The sequence below is a fragment of the Halomonas sp. MCCC 1A13316 genome (genome assembly GCF_014931605.1).
Classification (GTDB): domain Bacteria; phylum Pseudomonadota; class Gammaproteobacteria; order Pseudomonadales; family Halomonadaceae; genus Halomonas.
The window spans coordinates 3115678-3137823 of the sequence record NZ_CP053382.1 but is presented as its reverse complement, the minus strand read 5'-3'; the positions used below and the strand labels follow the sequence as shown (position 1 = coordinate 3137823).

Genomic DNA, 22146 nt, shown 5'->3' with positions numbered 1-22146 from the left:
AGGACTATTTAGTTGCGAGCGAGCAGGGAGGCGTCGTAGCGCATCGTCTTCTCCGCCTGGCTGAGCATTGCCACGCCTTCACTGCTGCCGTCGTTGGCCAGGCTCTCGAAGATGACTCGGTAGGCGAGTACCGCTTGGACGTAGTCGCGGGTCTCGCGGAAGGGAATCGATTCGACGAACAGGTCGAACTCCTCAGGGGCATCGCGCAGCCAGCGATCGACCCGGCCTGGGCCGGCATTGTAGGCCGCCGCCGCAGCCAGGCGGTTGCCCCGGTAGCGGTTGGTCATGTCACGAATGTAGGTGCTGCCCAGGCGAATGTTGACTTCGGGATCAAGCACTCCGTAGGGGCCGGGGTCGTTGATGCCGAGCTGACGGCTGAGCAGGGATGCGGTGCCCGGCATCAACTGCATCAAACCACGGGCACCGGCCGGCGACAGCGCCTCCGGGTTGTAGGCGCTCTCTCGGCGGGCGATGCCCATCAGCAGGTATGGATCGACTCCGGTCTGCTGGCCCCAATGCACGAAATGTTCGCGGTAGGCCTCCGGGAAGCGCCAGTCCAGAGCATCCCACAGCTGGGCGGCGATAGTCGTCTGTACCAGCCGCGCGTGCCAGCCGCGGCGAGCGGCATAATCGGCCAGTGCCCTGACTTCACGCGACGAGGCGTTGGCTGCCGCATGCAGCCATTCGCTGTTGGCCAGGCCCTCCTCACCGATGCGCAGCAGCGCCTCGGTGCGCTTTACCGTTGGCCACTGGTCCACCTGATCGCGGAAACTGTCGTTGAATGTGCTGCGTTCCAGGTTCAGGGAGTAGGGTCGGCCGATGCGATCGGCAGCAGCGAAACCGAAGAAGTTGCGCTCCTGAGCGGCGCGCGCATAGGCCACCTCGGCCCGTTCCTGGTCGCCCAACTGTTCATGGGCGCGAGCCTTCCAGTACTGCCAGCGGCTGTCTTCACGGGCGTCGTCTGGCATCAGATCGACCCAGCGAAGCACGTCGCTCCAGTTACGGTTCGCCAATGCGTAACGAATGCGCAATTCGAGCACTCGGGCGGTGCCGATTCGCGGCAGGGCCTCGTCCACCCATCCCATATTGTGCTCGATGTCACGCACCAGCGAATAGAAGGCGAGGTCTTCTTCGATGGCGTGGCGATGATCCTCCTCGATCGGCAGATGCGCGGCGATCTTGCGCCACGCTTCCATGGCGGCTTCGGTATCGGCACGGACGAAGCCACGCATCGCGGCGGCAAACAGCGGTCCACTGCCGAGACACTCGGGGCCGATACAGGTGGGGATCCGGGTGATGTCGGCATAGCTGCGCTGCAGTTGCTCCACGGCCTCTAGACCTTCCTGCCAGCGGCTACCGAGCTGCCGTCCCAGGTAGCTGACCAGGCCGGTCTCGCCCTGTTCCCAGGCGAGCATCATGCGTTCCCAGATATCCAGCTCGCTGATCTCGCCGTTGGCGCGCAGACGGTCGAATAGCGTGTCGCAGGCGTCTGGCTGAGAGCGGCCAACGCGCCAAAGGGTACGGCCACCTTCGGCCGCTGTCTGGGGATCACTGCCGAGCAGTGCCGTGTAGTAGTTGCATTGGCGCTCCGTGCCACTTGGCTCGCCATCGGCCACGGCCAGCAGACTGCCGTAGCGCCCGGCGGCGCCATAACGGCTGATCGCCTGGCCGCGCATCCAGTCGGCAAGGGGCGAGTCCTGGTGGCGCTCGATGAAGCCCAGTATCTGCCCCGGTTCGGCATGGGGTAGGCGGCTGCGCAGACGGTGATACTCCACGTAGCCTTCCAGCACGTGGCCGTCGATGGCGGCCTGGTCGATTCGCTGCCACTCATGACTGCGCGCGGCTTCGAGCGCTTCGCGCATGGCGACGTCATCTGCCTGCCCGACCAGCGGCAGGCAGAAAAGGGAAGTGGCGACCAGGAAGCGGCAGCGCCGCAGGCACTGCCTCAAGGGGAGCATCGGCGACATGGTAAACCTCGTTCAGTTCGCTGGCGGCGTAGGCGACATGGTGGCCGGTTGGCACGACGGGATTAGTGTCGCACCAATCCAACGGAACTGCGAGGTAGGCGTCGTGTCGAGGAACACCTATGGTGAAGGGGCAATTGGATGTGACGAAGCTGAGAGGATAGGAACAAAAGTGAAACCCTGGAATATCGTGGGCCGGCTGCGCCGCCGTTCGCGGATACTGAGCCAGATCGTGCGTGCCCTGAAACTCTTCGTGCCCATGTGCCAAGACGTGGTGAAAGGCCGCTACCGGCCACCGCCATGGTCGGCCTTCGGCTGGATGCTGGTAGCATTGGCCTATCTCGTCTCGCCATTGGATCTGATTCCCGACTGGCTTCTTCTTATCGGTGTCTTCGATGACATGGTGATCGTCGGTTGGCTGTTGACTCGGGTCGATCGCAGCCTGGATGGCTACCGTGCGTGGCGGGGAAAGCCCATTGAAGGGAAGGGGGACGACGAAGAACAACTTTGATACGATCGTTTGATTCCTGACTTGGACCTCAGTGAGGCCTCTCGATGCCCGACGTCCCCCAGATTTCTGCCGGCAAGTGGCGTACCGCCTTGGCGCGTTTCGTGACGGTTATTCCCCATACCCGAGAGTTGGGGCTCGAAGTTCTTTCCGTCGAGCCGCCTGAGGTGACCATGCGCTTGCCTTGGCGCGACGAGCTGCTGGGCGATACCGGCAGAGGCCTGGTACACGGCGGTGTGTTGACCATGCTGTTGGATACCGTCTGCGGCTCGGCGGTGCTGTGCGGATTGCCGGCGCCTGAGGTCTGCCCGACGCTCGACCTGCGCGTCGACCACTACCGACCGGCGGTAGCGGGCCAGCCGATCATGGCCGAGGCCCGTGTGCTACGCCTAACGAATGCGATGGTATTTACCGAGGGAACGCTGTGGCAGGAGCCGGGCCGGCCTGTCGCTCGCGGTATCGGCAACTTCGTGCGTCTCGGGGAGCGTAATACGCCCGAGGGATTTGCCGAGGCGCTATTCGGGGAGGCCGATCATGCCTGAAGGTTTTAACGACGTGGCCTGGCTGGCCCGGACTCGTGCCGAAGGGGATGTCGCCGCCTGGCTCGAGCGGCTCCCCTATGCTCGCTATATCGGTGTGTCGGCGACACCGGACGCTGACGGCGACGGCCTGATCTTTCATCTCGAGCCGTGTGAGCACAACGTCGGCAATATCCTGCTGCCGGCGTTGCATGGCGGTGTGGTGGCGGCCTTCATGGAAACCGCAGGCACCCTCGATCTGATGCTGTCGGTGCGGGAGCCGCGACTGCCGCGCATCGTCGACTTCTCCATCGACTACCTGCGCACGGCCCGGGTGGTGCCCACTCATGCCCGCTGCCAACTGCTGCGCGAAGGGCGGCGCCTGGCCAACGTCCAGGTCACGGCCTGGCAGGAGTCGGAGGATCGGCCGGTGGCCACGGCCCGACTGCACCTGGTATTGGCTGCGCTGGAGCCGAACGACGCTTGAAAATCCCAACTCGGACCCCATATCGCTGAACAGTTCTGAAACGGCGACGCGCCACGCGGCGCCGTGAGTTCAAGCCATGAGGTAACCGATCCATGTCCACGACCGCTCACGAGGAAACCCTCGGCTTCCAGACCGAGGTGAAGCAACTGCTGCATCTGATGATCCACTCGCTGTACTCCAACCGGGAGATATTCCTGCGCGAGCTGATCTCCAACGCCGCCGATGCCTGTGACAAGCTGCGCTATGCTGCGCTCGACAACGATGCGCTCTACGAAGGCGACAGCGAGCTTCGCATCGAGATCGAGCACGACGAGAAGGCCGCCACCGTCACCGTGCGCGACAACGGTGTCGGCATGAGCCGCGACGAGGTGATCCAGAACCTCGGCACCATCGCGCGTAGCGGTACCGCGGAGTTCCTCAAGCAGCTCTCTGGTGAGCAGCAGAAGGATGCGCGCCTGATCGGCCAGTTCGGCGTGGGCTTCTATTCAAGTTTCATTGTCGCCGACGAGGTCACGGTGCGTACGCGCAAGGCGGGCACTGACAAGGCCGAAGGCGTCGAGTGGCGTTCGAAGGGCGAGGGTGAGTTCACCGTCGCCGACCTGGAACGCGAACTGCACGGTACCGAGATCGTCCTGCACCTCAAAAAAGACGCCAAGGAGTTTGCCGACGACTTCCGCCTGAAGAGCCTGGTGCGCAAGTACTCCGACCATATCGAGGTGCCGGTGCGCATGCCCAAGGTCGAGACGGCCAAGGACGACGAGGGCAACGAGATCGAGGGCAGTGAGGTCACTACCTGGGAGACCGTCAACGAGGCTACGGCACTGTGGGTGCGGCCCAAGAGCGAGGTTTCCGAAGACGAGTACAAGGCCTTCTACAAGCACGTAGCTCACGATTTCAGCGATCCACTGACCTGGAGCCACAACAAGGTCGAGGGCAAGCTCGAGTACACCAGCCTGCTCTACGTGCCGGGGCGCGCGCCGTTCGATCTGTACGAGCGTGATGGCTCCCGGGGCGTCAAGCTCTACGTCCAGCGCGTCTTCATCATGGACGACGCTGAGCAGTTCCTGCCGCTCTACCTGCGCTTCATCAAAGGCGTGCTCGATACCCGCGAACTGTCGCTCAACGTCTCTCGCGAGCTGCTGCAGCAGGACCCCAAGGTCGAGAAGATCAAGGGTGCGCTGACCAAGCGCGCACTGGACATGCTCAAGAAGCTGGCCAAGGATAAGGAGGCCTACCAGACCTTCTGGAACACCTTCGGTAGCGTACTCAAGGAGGGCCCCGCCGAGGACTTCGCCAATCGCGACAAGATCGCCGCTCTCTTGCGCTTCTCCTCCACGCTTACCGACAGCACCACTCAGGACCAGTCGCTGGCCGACTACGTCTCGCGCATGCAGGAAGGGCAGGAGAAGATCTACTACATCGTCGCCGATGGCTTCAATGCGGCGAAATCGAGCCCGCACCTGGAGATCTTCCGCAAGAAGGGCATAGAAGTGCTGCTGCTGCACGACCGTATCGACGAGTGGCTGATGAGCCATCTGCACGAGTTCGAGGGCAAAGGGTTCATCGACGTGGCCAAGGGTGACCTCGACCTCGGCGAGATCGAGGGCGAAGAGGAGAAGAAGGCTCAGGAAGAGACCGCCAAGGCCAAGGAGGACCTGGTCAAGCGAGTCAGGGAGGCGCTGGGTGACTCGGTGCAGGAGGTCAAGGTGACCCATCGACTGACCGATTCCCCAGCCTGCGTGGTATTGCCCGAGCATGAGATGGGCTACCAGATGCGTCGCATCATGGAAGCTGCCGGGCAGACGATGCCTGAGGTCAAGCCGATCCTAGAGCTCAACCCGATGCATGCGCTAGTGGAGCGGCTAGAAGCCGCCGAGAGTGAACGCTTCGAGGACCTGGCTCGGGTGCTGCTCGACCAGGCGATCATCGCCGAAGGTGGCCACCTCGACGACCCGGCGGCCTATGTGCGTCGCCTCAACGCCCTGTTGACGGCCTGAGCCTCGACTCCGGTCTCTCCGGGCCATACCACCTCTTATCAGGCCGCCTAGTGGCGGCCTGTTTGTATCCATACGCGCCTTAGTACCAGCTTTTGACGTAAACGTCATCCTTGGGTTTTTTCCGTAATTTCAGCCGGATAGTGTTACATTCATGTGTCGACCTTAGGTTGCGCAGCTGTTGTGCATCGCGGCATGGTCAGGTATGAATAGCTGTTTGCTCTATTCGACGTTTCTATAACCACTAGGGAGATCCAACGTGAAGATTGGTGCACCCAAGGAGCTCGCCAAAGGCGAAGCGCGTGTCGCGCTGACCCCTGACAGTGCGCAGTTCATCCACAAGCTTGGACACGAATGCCTGATCGAATCCGGGGCCGGCATTGCTGCCGGCTTCGATGACGACGCCTACCGCACGGCCGGCGTCACGGTGGTGGAGAACGCCGAAGCGCTGTGGCAGCAAGCCGAGATCGTGATCAAGGTGCGCGAGCCCAGCGACGAGGAAGCCGAGCGGCTACGCGAAGGGCAGACCCTGATCGCCTTCTTCTGGCCGGCCCAGAACGAGGCGCTGCTGGAAAGATGCCGGGCCAAGGGGGCGACTGTCGTCGCCATGGACATGGTGCCGCGGATCTCTCGCGCGCAGAAGATGGACGCGCTTTCGTCCATGGCCAACATCGCCGGCTATCGAGCGGTGATCGAGGCGGGCAACAACTTCGGCCGCTTCTTCACCGGCCAGGTGACGGCCGCCGGCAAGGTACCGCCGGCCAAGGTGCTGGTCATCGGTGCCGGTGTGGCAGGCCTGGCCGCCATCGGCACCGCCACCAGCCTGGGCGCCGTGGTGCGCGCCTTCGACGTGCGCCCGGAGGTGGCCGAGCAGATCGAATCCATGGGCGCCGAGTTCCTGTTCCTCGACTTCGAGGATACTCAGGACGGCTCCGGTACCGGCGGCTATGCCGCGCCCTCCAGCCCCGAGTTTCGCGAGAAGCAGCTCGAATGCTTCCGCGAGCAGGCTCCTGACATCGATATCGTCATCACCACCGCTCTGATCCCGGGGCGCCCGGCGCCCAAGCTGTGGCTCGAGGATATGGTCAAGGCGATGAAGCCCGGTTCGGTGATCATCGACCTGGCCGCCGAGAAGGGCGGCAACTGCGACCTGACGCGGCCTGACGAGCGAGTCGTCACCGAAAACGGTGTGGTCGTGGTCGGCTACACCGATTTTCCCTCGCGCATGGCGACGCAGGCCTCGCTGCTCTACTCCACCAACGTACGTCACATGCTCACCGATCTCACGCCGGAGAAGGATGGCCAGGTCGTGCATGACATGGAGGACGACGTCATTCGTGGCGCCACGGTGGCCCACCAGGGCGAGATCACATTCCCGCCACCGCCGCCCAAGGTGAAGGCGATCGCCGCAGCGAAACCCAAACCCAAGGAGAAGGAGCCCACGCCTGAAGAGAAGCGTGCCGCAGAACATGCCGCCTTCAAGGCCCAGACCAAGCGTCAGGCGACCCTGCTGGGCGCCGGTGGCCTGCTGATGCTGTTGCTTGGCCAGGTGGCGCCCGCCTCCTTCATGCAGCACTTCATCGTCTTCGTGCTGGCCTGCTTCGTCGGCTTTCAGGTGATCTGGAACGTCAGCCATTCGCTGCACACGCCGCTGATGGCGGTAACCAACGCCATCTCGGGGATCATCATCCTCGGGGCGGTTCTACAGATCGGTTCGGGGAACTGGTTGGTCGTGCTGATGGCGGCCATCTCGGTGCTGATCGCCACCATCAACATCGTGGGCGGCTTCCTGGTGACACGCCGGATGCTCGCCATGTTCCAGAAATCGTAAGCGGCGGAGACAACACATGCTGAGTCAAGGATTCGTGTCTGCTGCGGCGATTGCGGCAAGCGTACTTTTCATCCTCTCGCTGGGGGGATTGAGCAACCAAGAGAAGGCCAAGCGGGCGGTGTGGTACGGCATCGTCGGCATGGCCGTGGCGGTCTTCTTCACCGCCTTCGGGCCGGGGATCGGCGCCTACTGGCTGATGATCCCGATGATGATCATCGGTGCGGTGATCGGTGCCTATGTGGCCAAGAAGGTCGACATGACCGAAATGCCGCAGCTGGTGGCGGCACTGCACAGCTTCGTCGGCCTGGCGGCGGTGTTCGTCGCCTGGAGTGCCGATCTCGAGCGGCGCCGCGTACTGGCGGCCCGGGCACTCGATGCGGGCACCGAGCAGTTCTCGGCCTTCGCCGCCCTGGTGGCCACCAAGGCGCCGGACGAGCTGATGTTCCTGCAGGTCGAGGTGGTGCTGGGCGTGTTCATCGGCGCAGTAACCTTCACCGGTTCGGTGATCGCCTTCGGCAAGCTGGCTGGCAAGGTGGACGGCAAGCCGAAGCAACTTCCCGGCGGGCACCTGCTCAACGCCGGTGCCGCGGCGCTGTCGCTGCTGCTGGCCATTCTCTATCTCAACGGTGCCGGCTTCTGGACGCTGCTGCTGATCGCCGCGCTGGCCTTCTTCATCGGCTACCACCTGATCATGGGTATCGGCGGTGCCGACATGCCGGTGGTGGTGTCGATGCTCAACAGCTATTCGGGCTGGGCGGCGGCGGCCATCGGCTTCACGCTCTCCAACGACTTGCTGATCGTCACCGGGGCCCTGGTGGGCTCCTCCGGTGCAATCCTGTCGTACATCATGTGCAAGGCGATGAACCGCAACTTCGTCAACGTCATCCTGGGCGGCTTCGGTGGCAGCCAGGGGCCGGCGGCCGAGATCGAGGGCGAGCAGGTGGCGATCGATGCCGGCGGCGTGGCGAGTGCGCTCAACGATGCCGACAGCGTGATCATCGTGCCGGGCTACGGCATGGCCGTGGCTCAGGCCCAGAATGCGGTGAGCGAACTGGTGCGCAAGCTGCGGGCCGCCGGCAAGCAGGTGCGCTTCGGTATCCATCCGGTCGCGGGGCGTCTGCCCGGTCACATGAACGTGCTGCTGGCCGAGGCCAGGGTGCCCTACGACATCGTGCTGGAGATGGACGAGATCAACGACGACTTCGCCAGTACCGACGTGGTGATCGTCATCGGCTCCAACGACATCGTCAACCCCGCCGCCCAGGACGATCCCAACAGCCCCATCGCCGGTATGCCGGTGCTCAAAGTATGGGAGTCCAAGCAGGTCTTCGTCTGCAAGCGCGGTCAGGGAACTGGCTATTCGGGTATCGAGAACCCGCTGTTCTTCAAGGAGAACACGCGTATGTTCTACGGTGATGCCCGGTCCAGCATCGACTCGCTGCTGTCGCAGATCGATTGATGCGTGGCGGATATCCGTTCCGCTGAGCAGTGTCATGAGATGCCCCCGTAAGGGGGCATTTTTCGTTACACTCACGACAGTTTCTCCTGTTCACAGACCGATTCGCGGGGCAGACATGTCAGACGATCCCATGCGGGTAGCAGTACTGGGCGGCGGTAGCTTCGGTACCGCGCTTGCCAGCATCGCCGCCGACAACGGCGCTCGGGTGTGCCAGTGGCTGCGCGATCCCGAGCTGGCAGCGCAGATCAACCGCGAGCACCGCAATCCGCGTTACCTGCCGGACTACGCCATCAACCCGGCGGTGCGCGCTTCGAGCGATATGCAGGCGGTTCTCGCCGGGGCCGAACTGGTGCTGGTGGCGATTCCCTCCCAGGCCTTTCGCGAGGTGGTGCGCCAAGCGCGCCCTTGGCTCAACCCGGATCAGATCCTGGTGAGTACCACCAAAGGCATTCAGGAAGAAGGTTTCAAACTGATGAGCCAGATCCTCGAGGAGGAAACGGGCTTTACCCATATCGGCGTGATCTCGGGGCCTAACCTGGCCACCGAGATCGCTCAGAAGCAGCTCACCGCCACCGTGGTGGCCAGCGACGACGCGCTGACACGTACTCGGGTCCAGCAGGCACTGGGTTGCGACTATTTCCGCGTTTATGCCAGCAACGATCGCTACGGGGTTGAGCTTGGCGGGGCGCTCAAGAACATCTATGCCATCGCCGCCGGCATGGCCGCGGCACTGGGCATGGGCGAGAACACTCGTAGCATGCTGATGACCCGAGCGCTGGCCGAAATGGGGCGCTTTGCCGTCAGCCTGGGGGCCAATCCCATGACCTTCCTGGGGCTCGCCGGGGTGGGCGACCTGATCGTGACCTGTTCGTCGCAGTTGTCGCGTAACTATCGAGTCGGCTACGCCCTGGGCCAGGGCAAGGGGCTCGACGAGGCGGTCGAGGCACTGGGGCAGGTCGCCGAGGGCGTCAACACGATACGCCTGGTACGCGACAAGGCGCGCAACGAGGGTGTCTACATGCCACTGGCCGAAGGGCTCTACCAGGTGTTGTTCGAGGGTGTGCCGGCGCGTGAGATGGCGCGCATGCTGATGCGCGGCGAGCAGAGCAGTGACGTGGAGTTCGTGCTGCCTCGCGAGGACGTGCAGCAGGCCCACCGGCGGGTCGAGGCGGGCGAGGGCAATCCGTGATGGGCCGGCTCTACATCATGCGCCATGGCGAGGCTTCCCCGGGCCACCCCGACAGCGAGCGCGAGCTGACTGCCCGCGGCCAGGCCGAGGCCGAGCGCATGGCCGGCTGGCTTGGCCAGCAGGCGTTGGAAGGGGCGCGTCTTTATTCAAGCCCGTACCGGCGGGCGTGCCAGACGGCCTTGCCGGTAGCCGGGGCGCTGAGCGTCGAGCCCGAGGTGCTACCCATCATCACGCCCGACGACTCGCCGGCCGCGGTCTGCGAATGGCTGCTCGCCCAGGCGGGCGACGAGGCCATCGTGCTGGTGAGTCACATGCCGCTGGTGGGGCTTCTCACCGAGCTATTGACGGAGGGGCGGGCCTCGCGAGGGCTGGGTTATCCCACTGCCGGCGTGGCCGAGCTCGAGGGCGATATCTTGGCTGCCGGCTGCGCCAGACTGCTACGCTTTATCGCACCTCACGACATCCGCTGACAGGGACTTCACCATGAGCTTCATCGTCAACAACCGCGTCGTCGTCAAGCCGGGCTTCGAGGAGGCCTTCGAGGCTCGCTTTCGGGCCCGTGCCGGCGAGATCGACAAACAGCCCGGCTTCGTCGCCATGCGCGTGCTGCGTCCCGTGGGGCACCAGGCTCCCTACGTGGTGGAAACCGAGTGGCAGAGTCAGGAAGCCTTTCGCGCCTGGGTCGGCAGCGAGGATTTCGAGCGTGCCCATGCCAACCCGATGCCCAAGGAGGCCATTGGCGAAGGCGGCGGGCTGGAGCAGTTCGAGCTCGTCATTCGCACCGATGGCTAAATCCAGCTCATCGCTTTGAGGGCGAATACGCCAACGGTAATGGTCAGGCTGGCCATCAGCGTGGTCAGGGCAATGATATTCGCGGAGAGCGCAGCATTGCCGCCCATCGCCTTGACCATCACGAAGCTGGCAGCGGCGGTGGGGCTGGCGAAGAACAGAAACAGCACGCCCAGCTCGCGCCCCTCGAAACCGACCAGCCAGGCGGTGAGTGTGGCCCCGAGCGGCAGGGTGACCATCTTCATCAGGCTGGCGCCCATGGCCAGTCTACCCGACGCTCTGATCGAACCCAGTGACAAGGTGGCGCCGATGCAGATCAGTGCCAGTGGCAGGGTCAGCGAAGCGAAATACTGTCCCGACGTCATCAGCCAGCCGGGCAGGCGCAGCTCCAGTGCGGCCACCGGAATGGCGGCGACCACCGAGAGGATCAGCGGATTGCGCATGATGTGGCTGGCGATGCTGCGCCAGTCGGTGCGCCTGCCCTGCTGATAGGTGGCCAGTACGATCACCGAGAAGGCGTTGTAGGTGAGAATGACCACGCCGAGCAGCAGTCCACCGGTGGAGAGTCCGTAGTCACCGTACATGCCGGCGGCCAGGGCCAGGCCGACGATGCCGCAATTGCCGCGAAAGGCGCCCTGCACGTAGACGCCACGCTCGGCGCGGGGCACGCGCAGGATGGCCCAGCCCCAGGCGAGCAGGAAGCTGGCCAGGGTGGCCAGGGCAAAATAGGCGAGCATCGCAGGATTTAGCGTGGCGTCCAGGTCGGCCTTGATGATGCTGAGGAAGATCAGCGTCGGCATGGTTCCCCTGAATACCAGACTCGAGGCGGTAGCGATGAAGGCCTGGTCGATCCAGCCCAGGCGCTTGAGCCCCAGGCCGACGAAGACCATGGCGAATACCGGCAGAGTGATCTCCAGGGTGGCGAAGAAGAGTGCGTACAATCCCATGTCAGCGTGCCAGCCACAGGCCGACGACGATGGCAGCGGTCACGGTGATCCAGAACAGGCGATTGCGAACGCGGGTATTGCGTCGGGACCGGGAGGGGTGAGACATGACTGACTCCAGAGAAGCAATGACATGGACCGGAGGTCGACTTGGCGAGATAGAGTAAACCCGTTAGCCTGCTATCGCCACTGGCGGCCTGCCTGACCTGATACTGGACCCCGTCATGAACGAACGTGCCACCCCAACGCGACCGCGCTTGGTCTTTGCCCATGCCAACGGTTTCCCCGGCCTGAGCTACCGCAGCCTGCTGGCCCCGCTCCACGAGCGCTTCGATATCCATCCTGTCGATCGTCTCGGTCACCATCCCGACTATCCGGTGGGAGCCAACTGGCTGGCGCTGCGCGATGAGCTCCTTGAACACGTACCCGATGAGGAAGGCCCGGTCGTCGGCGTAGGGCACTCCATGGGCGGGGTGCTGATGGCCATGGCCGCGGAGCACGCGCCGCAGCGCTTTCGCTGCGTGGTGATGCTCGACCCGCCGCTGATGCTGGGCCTCGATGCCTGGAGCATGAAAGTTGCCAAGCGCTTCGGCTTCGTCGACCGGGTCACGCCGGCGGGCAAGAGCAAGGGGCGGCGCGCGTCTTGGCCCGATCGCGATTCCATGGCCAATCACCTGCGCCGCCGCGGCCTGTTTCGGCGCTTTACGCCCGATGCCCTTCACGACTATGTTGAAGGCGGAACTCGGCTGCTCGACGATGGCACCGCCGAGCTGGTCTACGACCCCTCAGTCGAGACCGAGATCTTCCGCAATCTGCCCGATCACTTGGCCCGTCTGCCTCGTCAGTTGAGGCTTCCCTTCGGCGTGCTGGTGGGCGGTGATTCCGACCTGATCACTCCCCGGCGGCGGCGGCGCCTGGCCGCCCATGGCATTCCACTGGCCCTGGTGCCGGGCACCCACATGTTTCCCATGGAGCATCCCGAGGAGACCCGCGAGGCCCTGCTGGCCATGCTCGACGATCTATTGGGAGACGAGACATGAGCGTGCCACAGTCGTTGAGCCTGGCCGGAGGCCGACTGGCGGCGCTTGCCTGGGGCGAGCAGGCCGCACCCACCTGGCTGGCGCTGCACGGCTGGCTGGATAATGCCGCCAGCTTCTCCCGCCTGGCTCCCTTGCTCTGCGAGCGGCTCGGTGTACGAATCGTGGCGCTGGATTTCGCCGGACATGGGCACTCCGAGCACCGCGCGGGCGACTATGCCCTGTGGGACTACTGCCACGACTTGCTGGATGCTGCCGATGAGCTGGGCCTGGAACGGGTGTCGCTGCTGGCCCACTCGATGGGGGCGGGTGTGGCCTGCCTGTGTGCGGCGGCGTTGCCGGAGCGTGTCGAGCGATTGGTTCTGATTGACGGCTTGGGGGCCGTGACTACGCCGGTCGAAGAGAGTGCCGCACAATTGCGCAAGGGCCTGCGTGCGGCCCGGCGCTCGCGTTCGGCGCCACCGCGCTATCCTGATAGCAGGACCGCCGTGGCGGCGCGCGTTGCCGGTGGCGTGACGCGGATCGACGCCGCTACCGCCGCCCCGCTGGTCGAACGCAACCTTCAGCGAGAAGCCGACGGCCATGTGCGGTTGCGCACCGATGGCCGGCTGCTGTGGCCATCGCCGGTGCGCTTGTGCCCGGAACAGGCGCTAGCCCTGCTCGGCGCGATCCAGGCGTCGGCGTTGTTGATCGAGGGAGAGGCGGGCATCCTGGGCGAGCGCGACGCAGCCAGGGCGGCACGGGGGGCGCTGACTCAGCTGTCGCGCCAGGTGTTGCCGGGCGGTCATCATCTGCACCTGGAGCCAGACAGGGTGGCCAGCGTGGCAACCGCCATCGTGGGGTGGCTGGCGCAATCGGGCAGGGCGTGAGGTTGGAGGGCGCGATGAGCAGCAGGCAAGCGGTAGAGTTGGGCAAGCGTGTGGCGTTGACCCTGGGCAGCGGCGGGGCACGCGGTTACGCCCACATCGGCGTGATCGAGGTGCTGGAAGCGCGGGGTTACGAAATCGTCGCCATTTCCGGCTGCTCGATGGGGGCGGTCATTGCCGGTGTCTATGCCGCGGGGCAGTTGAAGGCCTATCACGATTGGGTCTGCGAACTCGACTATTTCGACGTACTGAAGCTGGTCGACGTCACCTGGAGCCCGATGGGTGCGATGCGTGCCAGCAAGGTAATGAGCAAGCTCGAGGAACTGGTCGGCGATATCCAGATCGAGGACCTGCCGATTCCCTTTACGACCGTGGCCACCGACCTGTTACGACAACGCGAGGTGTGGTTCCAGTCGGGGCCGCTGCTGCGTGCGATACGCGCTTCCATTGCCATACCGGGCGTCATCACCCCGGTACACATCGGAAACAGTACCCTGGTCGACGGCGGCTTGCTCAACCCCCTGCCGATTACGCCGACCGTCTCGGCGCATGCCGACATGATGCTGGCAGTCAACGTGACCGCGCACAGCGCCCGACCGGTATCGCTGGACGATCTGCTGCCTACCGAAGAGCAGGCGGAAGAGCAGGAAAAGGCCGAGGAGGAGGCCGCGGCCCGCAAGTGGATGGACGTGCGTGGTGCGACCCGTTGGCTATTCGAGGGATTCGGCGGACCCGAGGGCGAAGCGGGCGAGCCGAGCAGCAAGGCAGGGCGAGCGGCAAGCGGCAGGCGAGCGTGGGGCCGACTGGACATGATTCTGGCCTCGTTCGACATTACCCAGGCGTCGCTGGCCAAATACAAGATTGCCGGCTATCCCCCCGACGTTCTGATCGAAGTACCCAAGACAGTATGCGGCGCCTTCGAATTTCACCGAGCCGAGGCGCTGATTCGTCTCGGGCGTCACCTGGCCGTGGAGGCACTGGACCGCTACGAAGGACGAACCCATACGGGCGACGGCGGCAGCGGAGGCACTATCGTCGAGCCGCCGCAGATGCCGGCCGACAGCGAGTCGCAAAGTGATGGGGGCACTTAGGCGTCGAGCCCGCGCCGACGAAGCAGGATGTAGACGGCGCCGGCCCCGCCGTCACTCTCCTTGGCCGAGCAGAAGGCCAGCACCGCCGGCCACTCCCGCAGCCAGGCGTTGACGTGGCTCTTGATCACCGGATAGTTCGCGGTGCTGCCCCACGCCTTGCCATGTACCACCAGCACGCAGCGCATGCGACTGCCGGCCGCCTCCCTGAGGAAGCTCTCGAGCTCCAGACGCGCCTCGTCTAGGCTATAGCCATGCAGGTCGAGCCCCGCCTCCCACTCGATCTGGCCGCGCTTGAGCTGGCTGCGGGTGCGGTAGGGCAGGTCGGGCAGGGCGAAGTCGAGGAACTCGGAGGGACGCACCGGCTCCACGCGACCGTCGCTGGTGCGGCTGGTCGTGTCATGGGCGTCTGTCGCTACCGCAGCGGCTCGCCGCTCCGCCGCTGCCGGATCCCGGCGTCTGGGGCGTCCCGGGTCGGCGCGGTTGACGGCAATGCGTCGCACGCCAGCCTCGCGAAGGGCCCGGCGAAAGGCATTGGTGTCGTCGTCATCGTCTTGGGGTGGGCGGCGTTGGCTCATGGGGGCTCGCGTGGTGTCGTCGAGCGGCCAGTATAGCGGCCTGAGCGTGGCTGTGAACCGCTTGCCTCCGCGGGTACAATCGAGCCAACGATCCCCAACGACCTGCAGGACCTTTCGTGGCCAATTCCTCCCCCGTTTCCCGCTCGACCCTGTTACTGGACGACGAGGCGCTGTGTCGTGACCTTGTCACGCTGCGCGACTACCTGCGCTGGGCGGCCAGCGAATTCCACCTGGCCGGGCTGTTCCATGGCCACGGAACCGACTCCCCCTGGGACGAAGCCGTCGCCCTCACATTGGGCGCGTTGCATCTGCCCTGGAACGTCGACCCGGCGGTGCTCGAGGCGCGATTGCTGCCCATGGAGCGCGCACGCATCGTCGCCCTGGTGCGCGAACGCATCACCTCGCGCCGGCCGCTGCCCTATTTGCTGGGCGAGGCATTCTTCGCCGGTTTTCCGTTCGACGTCGACGAGCGCGTGTTGATTCCGCGTTCACCCACTGCCGAGCTGATCGAAACCGGCTTCACCGCCTGGTTTCCCGAGGAGCCGCCTGCCCGAGTGCTCGATCTGTGCACCGGCTCGGGCTGCATCGGCATCGCCACCGCACTCAACCTGCCCACCTGCCAAGTGGATCTATCCGACGTCAGCCCCGACGCCCTGGCCGTTGCCAAGCAGAACATTCAGCGCCACGACGTAGGCGTGCGGGTGCGCACCGTTCTCTCCGACCTGTTCGAGGGCCTGGCCGGTCAGCGCTACGACTTGATCGTCTCCAACCCGCCTTACGTGGATGCCCGCGATCTTGCCGCCATGCCTGCCGAGTACCGCCACGAGCCGGCGCTGGCACTGGGTGCCGGTACCGACGGTCTCGACATCGTGCGGCGCATCCTGCGCGACGCGCGGCACTACCTGACCGATCGCGGCGTGCTGATCGTCGAGGTCGGCAACTCCGATCACCACCTGGAGGCGGCCTTCCCTGAGGTCCCCTTCCTGTGGCTCGACTTCGAGCGCGGCGGCCAGGGTGTGTTCGTTCTCACCGCCGAGGAACTCGACGCCCATGCGGCGTCCTTTGCCTGATCCAACACACAAGATATCGGGAGGCACGTCCATGTCCGGCAACACCTTCGGCAAGTTGTTCACCGTCACTACCTTCGGCGAAAGCCACGGTCCGGCGCTGGGTGCCATCGTTGACGGCTGCCCGCCGGGGCTGGCGCTCAGCGAGGAGGTCCTGCAACGCGATCTCGACCGCCGCCGCCCCGGCACCTCGCGGCACACCACCCAGCGTCGCGAGCCCGATCAAGTGCGCATCCTCTCCGGTGTGTTCGAGGGCCTGACCACCGGCACCTCCATTGGCCTGCTCATCGAGAATACCGATCAGCGCTCCAAGGACTACTCTAACATCAAGGATCAGTTCCGCCCCGCGCACGCCGACTATACCTATCATCATAAGTACGGCATTCGCGACTACCGCGGCGGCGGTCGCTCGAGTGCCCGGGAAACCGCCATGCGCGTGGCCGCCGGTGCCATCGCCAAGAAATACCTGGCCAGCCAGGGCGTCACGGTGCGTGGCTACATGAGTCAGCTCGGTCCGCTCGAAATTGCCTTCAAGCAGTGGGCGGCGGTCGACGACAACCCCTTCTTCTGTCCCGACCCCGAGCGTGTGCCCGAGCTAGAGGCGTTCATGGACCAGTTGCGCCGCGACCAGGACTCGGTGGGCGCGAAGATTACCGTGGTAGCCGAAGGACTGCCGCCGGGGCTGGGTGAGCCGGTGTTCGACCGCTTGGATGCCGAGCTGGCTCACGGCCTGATGAGTATCAACGCGGTCAAGGGCGTGGAGATCGGCGACGGATTCGCGGCAGTGGCCAGCCGCGGCAGCGAGCATCGCGACGAGATGACGCCGGAGGGTTTTCTCTCCAATCACGCCGGCGGTGTGCTCGGCGGTATCTCCTCGGGGCAGCCACTGATCGCCCACCTGGCACTCAAGCCTACCTCCAGCATCACCATTCCGGGACGCAGCATCGACGCTCACGGCAACCCGGTCGAGGTGGTGACCAAGGGGCGCCACGACCCCTGTGTCGGCATTCGTGCCACGCCGATCGCCGAGGCGATGATGGCGCTGACGCTGATGGACCACCTGTTGCGCCACCGGGCGCAAAATGCCGGTGTGCGGGTGGAGACGCCAGTGTTGCGCTGAGGCTGATGTCATTGGGTTGAGTCCGGCACCAAGTTGCTACACTGAAGGCACACTGAAGCAGGGATACACCATGAAGATAAACGTCGAGTTCGACCTGACGCCTGAGGAGTTTCGTCGTGCCTTGGGCTTGCCCGATGTCGAGGCTTTCCAGCAGGAGTTGCTGAACCGGATCTACAAGCAGATGGAATCCGGTGTGGAGGGTTACGACCCGATGAGCCTGATGAAGCCCTTCCTGCAACAAGGGATGCCCCAGGACATGAGTCAGGGGCTCTCCCAGGGATTGGCAAGCTTTGGCACCTATCAGCAGATGATGCTCGATATGCTGCGTCAGGCCGGCAGTTCGATGGGCAAGGGGCGTGAGTCCGCCGATGCCAATGAGGCGGAAGCCTCGTCGAAGCCCGCGGGCAAGACCGGCACCGCCAGTGCGCGCTCGCGTTCTCGACGCTCGGAGTGACGCGCCAAGCGGGGCGGGCCGAGCTCTGCTTAAGTGCAAGGGTATTGCAGCGAAGGCTTTGTCAAGCTACGCTTTGTGCGGTGCAGCATGAGTGGCGTGCCGTTCAGTCCGCGCATGAGTGCGGCTAGCACTGACAAGGCGCAGGGAAAGACGCCAGGAAGTCGATGACAGTGGCGCTGCCCCCGCATGTTTCCGGTCCACAGGAGGTCAACCCCATGCAGGACAAGATGCTCGATGAATTCAACCAGCAGACGCGGCGTTTTTTCGAACCCATGCGCAAGCTGAACTCGCTGATGCTCGGCAACATGGAAAAGATGACCGAATATCAGCTCGAGGCGATGAAGCGCTACAGCCAGATGGGCACCGAGCGCATGCGCAGCGCTTCCGAGATCAGCGATGCCCAGGACCTGCAGGCCTTCGGTGCCCAGCAGGCCGAAATGATGAATGAGCTCTCGCGTCAGATGATGGAAGACGCCCAGGCCCTCGGCGAGATGAGCCAGCAGTTCCGCACCGAGCTGGAGCAGCTGTTCGGTGAAGCCAGCCAAGAGCTGAGCGAACAAGCCAAGCAGGCCCAGTCGGGTGAAGCGAGCGCCAAGCCGGCCGCGTCGAGCAAGTCCGATGCCCCGGCCAAGGCCAGCAGCCAGGCCTCGCGCAAGAGCTGATGCCACGGTTGCCCGTGCGGGCGACCGTGGCCGAGGTGGCTTGCGGCCGCCAGGACGGCCGAACCAGGCCGTGTCTGGAGTTGCGTCGAGCGAGGGCCTCCTTTGGCCTTCGCTCGATGACCTGCATAGAACGAACAACAGGTCCAAGTACAGGAGAGGGCGATGCAGTCAGGGGATGCGGTTTCCCAGGTCGAACTGGAAGAGTGGAACGAACAACTACAGGAAATGGGGCAGCATTACCAGGCCCTGTTGCAGGACCTGCTCGAGCGCATGGCGCCCGATGCAGCCGCCGATTCCATCCAGACCGATATGCGCGAAGCCTTCCAGGCCGGGGCCGAATCGCTGATGCGCAATCCGCAGTTGCTGTGGCAGACGCAGGCCCGTCTCGTCCAGGACCAGTACCAGTTGTGGCAGCAGGGGTTGCAGGCACTGAGCGGTAACCTGGTCGAGCCGCTGGTGTCGCCGCTCAAGGGCGATCGTCGCTTCAAGGACGAAGCCTGGCAGCAGGAACCTTACTACCGCGCCATCATGCAGCAATACCTGTTGTTCTCCGGGGCCGTCGAGGAGCTGATCGAGCAGCTCGAGGGCCTGCCCGAGCGGCAGAAGCGCAACCTGGCGTTCTATGCCCGCCAATTGGTCAATGCCATGGCGCCGACCAATTTCGTCACCACCAACCCAGAGGTGATGCGCCGTACGCTAGAGACAAAGGGACAGAATCTGGTCGAGGGTCTCGCCCAACTGCGTCGCGACCTGGCCAACTCGGCCGACGGCCTCAACGTGGCGATGACCGACCGCAGCGCCTTCGAGATCGGGCGCAACATTGCCGTAACGCCCGGCTTCGTGGTCTACGAGAATGACCTGATCCAGCTGATCCAGTACACACCGACCACCGACACGGTATTCAAGACACCGCTGCTGATCGTGCCGCCCTGGATCAACAAGTACTACATTCTCGATCTGCGCCAGGACAACTCACTGGTCAAATGGCTGGTGGACCAGGGGCACACCGTCTTCCTGATATCGTGGCGCAATCCCGGGCCAGAGCAGCGCGACCTGACCTGGGCCGACTACATGCAGATGGGCCCGATCGCCTCGATGGAAGCCATCGAGCAGGCCAGTGGCGAGAAGTCGGTCAATCTGGTCAGCTACTGTATCGGCGGTACGCTGGCAGCATCCACTGTGGCGTATCTCACCAGTACCCGGCGCGGTCGCAAGGTGAAATCGGTCACCTACATGGCTACGCTGCAGGATTTCCGCGATCCCGGTGAGCTCGGAGTGCTGCTCAGCGAGCCGATCCTGCAGGGCATCGAAGCCAGGATGGCGCACGACGGCTACCTGGATGGTCGTTCCATGGCCTACACCTTCAATCTGCTGCGCGAGAACGACCTATTCTGGTCTTTCTACGTCAACAACTATTTGAAGGGCGAGAACCCTGCGGCGTTCGATCTGCTCTACTGGAACACCGACGGGACCAATCTGCCGGCCGGTACCCATGGCTGGTACCTGCGACACATGTACCTGGAGAATCGTCTGGTGGAGCCGGGTGGTATCGAGCTGGATGGGGTGAAGATTGATCTGCGCAAGATCTCCACGCCGAGCTACTTCGTCTCCACTCGCGAGGACCATATCGCCAAGTGGAACAGCACCTACTACGGTGCACTGTTACCAAAAGGACCAGTGACCTTCGTGCTGGGCGGTTCCGGCCATATCGCTGGCATCGTCAACCCGCCACAGCGTAACAAGTACGGCTACTGGACCAACGAGGCGTTGCCGGACGATCACGAAGCGTGGCTGGAAGGGGCCGAGCATCACGAAGGCTCCTGGTGGCCGCATTGGCACCAGTGGATGAGCGAAGGCGGCTATATCGACAGCGACAAGAGAGTTCCCGCCCGACAGCCGGGGGAGGGCGAACTCAAGCTGCTGGAGGAGGCGCCCGGGGGCTATGTGCGCATGACCATCCCCGAGGTGCTGGGTGAAGTGCCGGCCAAGACCGATTGACCCGCAACTGCCCAACGCCCAACGAACGAGGCCCGCATAAGCGGGCCTCGTTGCGTTGGATTGGACGCGATGGCTGTCTGGAACGGCTGGCTGGAACGATAGGTCAGAGCTGGCGATGACGCCGCGACAATTTCACTCCAGGCAGGACCAGCAGCACACTCAGCAGCCAGATCGGCCAACTGCCGGTGCGGGTGAAGGGTGTCAGACCCTGCATGGGCACGGCCTCGGCGAGCAGCGCTACGGTCTCGAACTGGGGGGCGCTGGCAACCGTGCGGCCCTGGTGGTCGATCACGGCAGTGACGCCGTTGCTGGTAGCACGAATCACGTAGCGTCCGTTCTCTAGCGCGCGCAGGCGCGCCATCTGCAGGTGCTGCAGTGGACCGATGGACTCGCCGAACCAGGTATCGTTGGATACCGTCAGCAGCAGCTCGGCATTGCGGGCGCGCTCGGCCACTAGGTTGGCGTAGATGATCTCGTAGCAGATGGCATTGCCGATCACGGTGTCGGCGGCGCGGATCGGCGGCTGGTCGGCAGGGCCCGGGGTCATGGCCGGCATGGGTAGGTCAAAGAAGGCGATGGTGCCACGCAGCCAACGCTCCAGTGGCAGGTACTCACCGAAGGGTACGAGATGCTCCTTGCGGTACTCGCCCTCGGCGTTGCCCACGCCGATTACGCTGTTGTAGTAAAGTCCGCGCCCCTCACGCTGGAGAATACCGGTGAGCAAGGCACTGCCCGGCTCCAGATGGGCCTGGGCTCGGGCAAGCAGCGGTTCGGCCTCGTCCTCGAACATCGGCAGTGCCGCCTCGGGCCAGATAATGAGGTCCGCCTCGTCGGCATACGCGCGGGTCATCTCCAGGTAGGTATTGGCGGCGGTGCGCTGGCCTTCCGGCGTCCACTTGATCAATTGATCCAGGTTGCCCTGCAACAGCGCCACCCGCAACGGCTCGCCGGCGGGCTCGGTCCACTGCACGGGCAGGGCCAGCGGCGCGAGCCACAGTGCCGCAACGGGCATGGCGGCCCACCAGCGACGGCGCAGGAACTCCGCCCCCAGGGTGCCGGTGAGGGCAGTGATCAGCGACAGCAGGTAGACCCCGCCGATGGGCGCCCAGGGCGCCAATGGGGAGTCGACATGCGAGCTGCCCAGCAGCAGCCAGGGGAAGCCCGTGAACAGCCAGGTACGTAGCCATTCGCCGAGCACCCAGGCGCCGGCGAAGGTGAGGAAGGCAAGCCGTGGACCGCACAGCAGGCGGTAGAGCCACAGCGTCACGGCACTGAACAGCGCCATGGCGCAGACGAACAGCGTCGTCAGAAACAGCGCCAGCGGCATTCCGGTGTAGCCGTAGTCGTGGATCGAGACGTAGACCCAGGAAGCCCCCGAGCCGAACAGGCCGACGCCGTAACACCAGCCCAGCAGCGCCGCCTGGCGCGGTCGCAGCGGCTGGATCGCCCAGTAGACGAGGCCCGCCGCGAGCGGTCCCAGCCACCAGAGTTCGTAAGGCGAGGCGGTCAGGGTGGTCAGTATCCCGGCGACGAGCGCAGCCAGGTAGCCGAATGCCGACGGCAGTCGAGATTGGGTCATGGTGTGTCGTATTC

At 64.4% G+C, this 22146-nt stretch carries 21 protein-coding genes; 17 read left to right on the top strand and 4 right to left on the bottom strand.

The annotated features are described in order from the left end of the window. Positions 1 to 8: 8 nt before the first annotated feature. Positions 9 to 1967 carry a transglycosylase SLT domain-containing protein gene (locus HNO52_RS14540; RefSeq protein ID WP_442907057.1) on the bottom strand — a complete coding sequence of 653 codons (1959 nt, stop codon included), beginning with the start codon at positions 1965 to 1967 and terminating at the stop codon, positions 9 to 11. Between the two features lie 169 nt (positions 1968 to 2136). On the opposite strand from HNO52_RS14540, the gene HNO52_RS14535 reads away from it, so the two are divergent. From HNO52_RS14535 to HNO52_RS14495, 9 genes are all read left to right on the top strand, one after another. Then, positions 2137 to 2475, top strand: coding sequence for a YkvA family protein (locus HNO52_RS14535; RefSeq protein ID WP_232090311.1), 339 nt, complete (start codon positions 2137 to 2139; stop codon positions 2473 to 2475). A 44-nt stretch (positions 2476 to 2519) separates the two neighbouring features. Beyond that, the gene (locus HNO52_RS14530; RefSeq protein WP_197565971.1) at positions 2520 to 3014 is read left to right on the top strand and encodes a PaaI family thioesterase; all 495 of its coding nucleotides are present in this window, start codon (positions 2520 to 2522) and stop codon (positions 3012 to 3014) included. After that, a complete protein-coding gene (locus tag HNO52_RS14525) occupies positions 3007 to 3477 on the top strand; it encodes a PaaI family thioesterase (protein WP_197565970.1) in 471 nt (156 codons plus the stop codon). The genes HNO52_RS14530 and HNO52_RS14525 overlap by 8 nt, the downstream gene beginning before the upstream one ends. Positions 3478 to 3569: 92 nt before the next feature. Next, the gene (htpG, locus tag HNO52_RS14520) at positions 3570 to 5474 is read left to right on the top strand and encodes a molecular chaperone HtpG (RefSeq protein ID WP_197565969.1); all 1905 of its coding nucleotides are present in this window, start codon (positions 3570 to 3572) and stop codon (positions 5472 to 5474) included. Positions 5475 to 5730: 256 nt separating this feature from the next. Continuing rightward, positions 5731 to 7302 (top strand): Re/Si-specific NAD(P)(+) transhydrogenase subunit alpha, encoded by a 1572-nt coding sequence (locus HNO52_RS14515; protein ID WP_197565968.1) that lies wholly within the window; start codon positions 5731 to 5733, stop codon positions 7300 to 7302. 16 nt (positions 7303 to 7318) lie between these two features. Continuing rightward, positions 7319 to 8761 (top strand): NAD(P)(+) transhydrogenase (Re/Si-specific) subunit beta, encoded by a 1443-nt coding sequence (locus HNO52_RS14510; RefSeq protein WP_197565967.1) that lies wholly within the window; start codon positions 7319 to 7321, stop codon positions 8759 to 8761. Between the two features lie 115 nt (positions 8762 to 8876). Continuing rightward, complete coding sequence (locus HNO52_RS14505) at positions 8877 to 9950, top strand: NAD(P)H-dependent glycerol-3-phosphate dehydrogenase (protein WP_197565966.1); 1074 nt, start codon at positions 8877 to 8879, stop codon at positions 9948 to 9950. Then, positions 9950 to 10420, top strand: coding sequence for a phosphohistidine phosphatase SixA (gene sixA, locus HNO52_RS14500; protein ID WP_197569243.1), 471 nt, complete (start codon positions 9950 to 9952; stop codon positions 10418 to 10420). The genes HNO52_RS14505 and sixA overlap by 1 nt, the downstream gene beginning before the upstream one ends. A 13-nt stretch (positions 10421 to 10433) precedes the next feature. After that, on the top strand, positions 10434 to 10742 hold the full coding sequence (locus HNO52_RS14495; RefSeq protein WP_197565965.1) for an antibiotic biosynthesis monooxygenase family protein: 309 nt from the start codon (positions 10434 to 10436) through the stop codon (positions 10740 to 10742). Here HNO52_RS14495 and HNO52_RS14490 read toward each other — a convergent pair. Then, positions 10739 to 11686, bottom strand: a complete 948-nt coding sequence (locus HNO52_RS14490) for an AEC family transporter (protein ID WP_197565964.1) — start codon at positions 11684 to 11686, stop codon at positions 10739 to 10741. The two genes, HNO52_RS14495 and HNO52_RS14490, sit on opposite strands and share 4 nt — an antisense overlap. Positions 11687 to 11907: 221 nt before the next feature. On the opposite strand from HNO52_RS14490, the gene HNO52_RS14485 reads away from it, so the two are divergent. Genes HNO52_RS14485 through HNO52_RS14475 form a run of 3 tightly spaced genes read left to right on the top strand, consistent with a single transcriptional unit; the run spans position 11908 to position 14677 of the window. Then, complete coding sequence (locus HNO52_RS14485; RefSeq protein WP_197565963.1) at positions 11908 to 12723, top strand: alpha/beta fold hydrolase; 816 nt, start codon at positions 11908 to 11910, stop codon at positions 12721 to 12723. Beyond that, positions 12720 to 13589, top strand: coding sequence for an alpha/beta fold hydrolase (locus tag HNO52_RS14480; protein WP_197565962.1), 870 nt, complete (start codon positions 12720 to 12722; stop codon positions 13587 to 13589). The genes HNO52_RS14485 and HNO52_RS14480 overlap by 4 nt, the downstream gene beginning before the upstream one ends. A gap of 14 nt (positions 13590 to 13603) precedes the next feature. Beyond that, positions 13604 to 14677: a patatin-like phospholipase family protein gene (locus HNO52_RS14475; RefSeq protein ID WP_197565961.1), complete on the top strand. Its 1074-nt coding sequence runs from the start codon at positions 13604 to 13606 to the stop codon at positions 14675 to 14677. Here the strand turns inward: HNO52_RS14475 and HNO52_RS14470 are convergent. Beyond that, entirely contained in the window at positions 14674 to 15252 is a 579-nt protein-coding gene (locus HNO52_RS14470; RefSeq protein WP_197565960.1) for a Smr/MutS family protein, read from the bottom strand. The genes HNO52_RS14475 and HNO52_RS14470 overlap by 4 nt on opposite strands. A 116-nt stretch (positions 15253 to 15368) precedes the next feature. Here HNO52_RS14470 and prmB point away from each other — a divergent pair, with 116 nt between their 5' ends. From prmB to phaC, 5 genes are all read left to right on the top strand, one after another. Beyond that, positions 15369 to 16322, top strand: coding sequence for a 50S ribosomal protein L3 N(5)-glutamine methyltransferase (gene prmB / locus HNO52_RS14465; RefSeq protein ID WP_197565959.1), 954 nt, complete (start codon positions 15369 to 15371; stop codon positions 16320 to 16322). Between the two features lie 31 nt (positions 16323 to 16353). After that, positions 16354 to 17439: a chorismate synthase gene (aroC, locus tag HNO52_RS14460; RefSeq protein ID WP_197565958.1), complete on the top strand. Its 1086-nt coding sequence runs from the start codon at positions 16354 to 16356 to the stop codon at positions 17437 to 17439. Positions 17440 to 17509: 70 nt separating this feature from the next. Next, positions 17510 to 17893, top strand: a complete 384-nt coding sequence (locus HNO52_RS14455; RefSeq protein ID WP_197565957.1) for a DUF6489 family protein — start codon at positions 17510 to 17512, stop codon at positions 17891 to 17893. A 215-nt stretch (positions 17894 to 18108) separates the two neighbouring features. After that, positions 18109 to 18555, top strand: a complete 447-nt coding sequence (locus HNO52_RS14450; protein WP_197565956.1) for a phasin family protein — start codon at positions 18109 to 18111, stop codon at positions 18553 to 18555. A 162-nt stretch (positions 18556 to 18717) separates the two neighbouring features. Next, positions 18718 to 20553, top strand: coding sequence for a class I poly(R)-hydroxyalkanoic acid synthase (phaC, locus tag HNO52_RS14445; RefSeq protein WP_197565955.1), 1836 nt, complete (start codon positions 18718 to 18720; stop codon positions 20551 to 20553). 103 nt (positions 20554 to 20656) lie between these two features. Here the strand turns inward: phaC and lnt are convergent, their stop codons facing one another. Next, the gene (gene lnt, locus HNO52_RS14440; protein ID WP_197565954.1) at positions 20657 to 22132 is read right to left on the bottom strand and encodes an apolipoprotein N-acyltransferase; all 1476 of its coding nucleotides are present in this window, start codon (positions 22130 to 22132) and stop codon (positions 20657 to 20659) included. Between the last annotated feature and the right edge of the window lie 14 nt (positions 22133 to 22146).

Excerpts from the sequence above, each read along its gene's own strand:
- HNO52_RS14540 (WP_442907057.1), bottom strand. The coding sequence starts at position 1,967 with ATGTCGCCGATGCTCCCCTTGAGGCAGTGCCTGCGGCGCTGCCGCTTC.
- HNO52_RS14530 (WP_197565971.1), top strand. The coding sequence starts at position 2,520 with ATGCCCGACGTCCCCCAGATTTCTGCCGGCAAGTGGCGTACCGCCTTG.
- HNO52_RS14525 (WP_197565970.1), top strand. The coding sequence starts at position 3,007 with ATGCCTGAAGGTTTTAACGACGTGGCCTGGCTGGCCCGGACTCGTGCC.
- htpG (WP_197565969.1), top strand. The coding sequence starts at position 3,570 with ATGTCCACGACCGCTCACGAGGAAACCCTCGGCTTCCAGACCGAGGTG.
- HNO52_RS14510 (WP_197565967.1), top strand. The coding sequence starts at position 7,319 with ATGCTGAGTCAAGGATTCGTGTCTGCTGCGGCGATTGCGGCAAGCGTA.
- HNO52_RS14505 (WP_197565966.1), top strand. The coding sequence starts at position 8,877 with ATGTCAGACGATCCCATGCGGGTAGCAGTACTGGGCGGCGGTAGCTTC.
- sixA (WP_197569243.1), top strand. The coding sequence starts at position 9,950 with ATGGGCCGGCTCTACATCATGCGCCATGGCGAGGCTTCCCCGGGCCAC.
- HNO52_RS14495 (WP_197565965.1), top strand. The coding sequence starts at position 10,434 with ATGAGCTTCATCGTCAACAACCGCGTCGTCGTCAAGCCGGGCTTCGAG.
- HNO52_RS14490 (WP_197565964.1), bottom strand. The coding sequence starts at position 11,686 with ATGGGATTGTACGCACTCTTCTTCGCCACCCTGGAGATCACTCTGCCG.
- HNO52_RS14485 (WP_197565963.1), top strand. The coding sequence starts at position 11,908 with ATGAACGAACGTGCCACCCCAACGCGACCGCGCTTGGTCTTTGCCCAT.
- HNO52_RS14480 (WP_197565962.1), top strand. The coding sequence starts at position 12,720 with ATGAGCGTGCCACAGTCGTTGAGCCTGGCCGGAGGCCGACTGGCGGCG.
- HNO52_RS14475 (WP_197565961.1), top strand. The coding sequence starts at position 13,604 with ATGAGCAGCAGGCAAGCGGTAGAGTTGGGCAAGCGTGTGGCGTTGACC.
- HNO52_RS14470 (WP_197565960.1), bottom strand. The coding sequence starts at position 15,252 with ATGAGCCAACGCCGCCCACCCCAAGACGATGACGACGACACCAATGCC.
- aroC (WP_197565958.1), top strand. The coding sequence starts at position 16,354 with ATGTCCGGCAACACCTTCGGCAAGTTGTTCACCGTCACTACCTTCGGC.
- HNO52_RS14455 (WP_197565957.1), top strand. The coding sequence starts at position 17,510 with ATGAAGATAAACGTCGAGTTCGACCTGACGCCTGAGGAGTTTCGTCGT.
- HNO52_RS14450 (WP_197565956.1), top strand. The coding sequence starts at position 18,109 with ATGCAGGACAAGATGCTCGATGAATTCAACCAGCAGACGCGGCGTTTT.
- phaC (WP_197565955.1), top strand. The coding sequence starts at position 18,718 with ATGCAGTCAGGGGATGCGGTTTCCCAGGTCGAACTGGAAGAGTGGAAC.
- lnt (WP_197565954.1), bottom strand. The coding sequence starts at position 22,132 with ATGACCCAATCTCGACTGCCGTCGGCATTCGGCTACCTGGCTGCGCTC.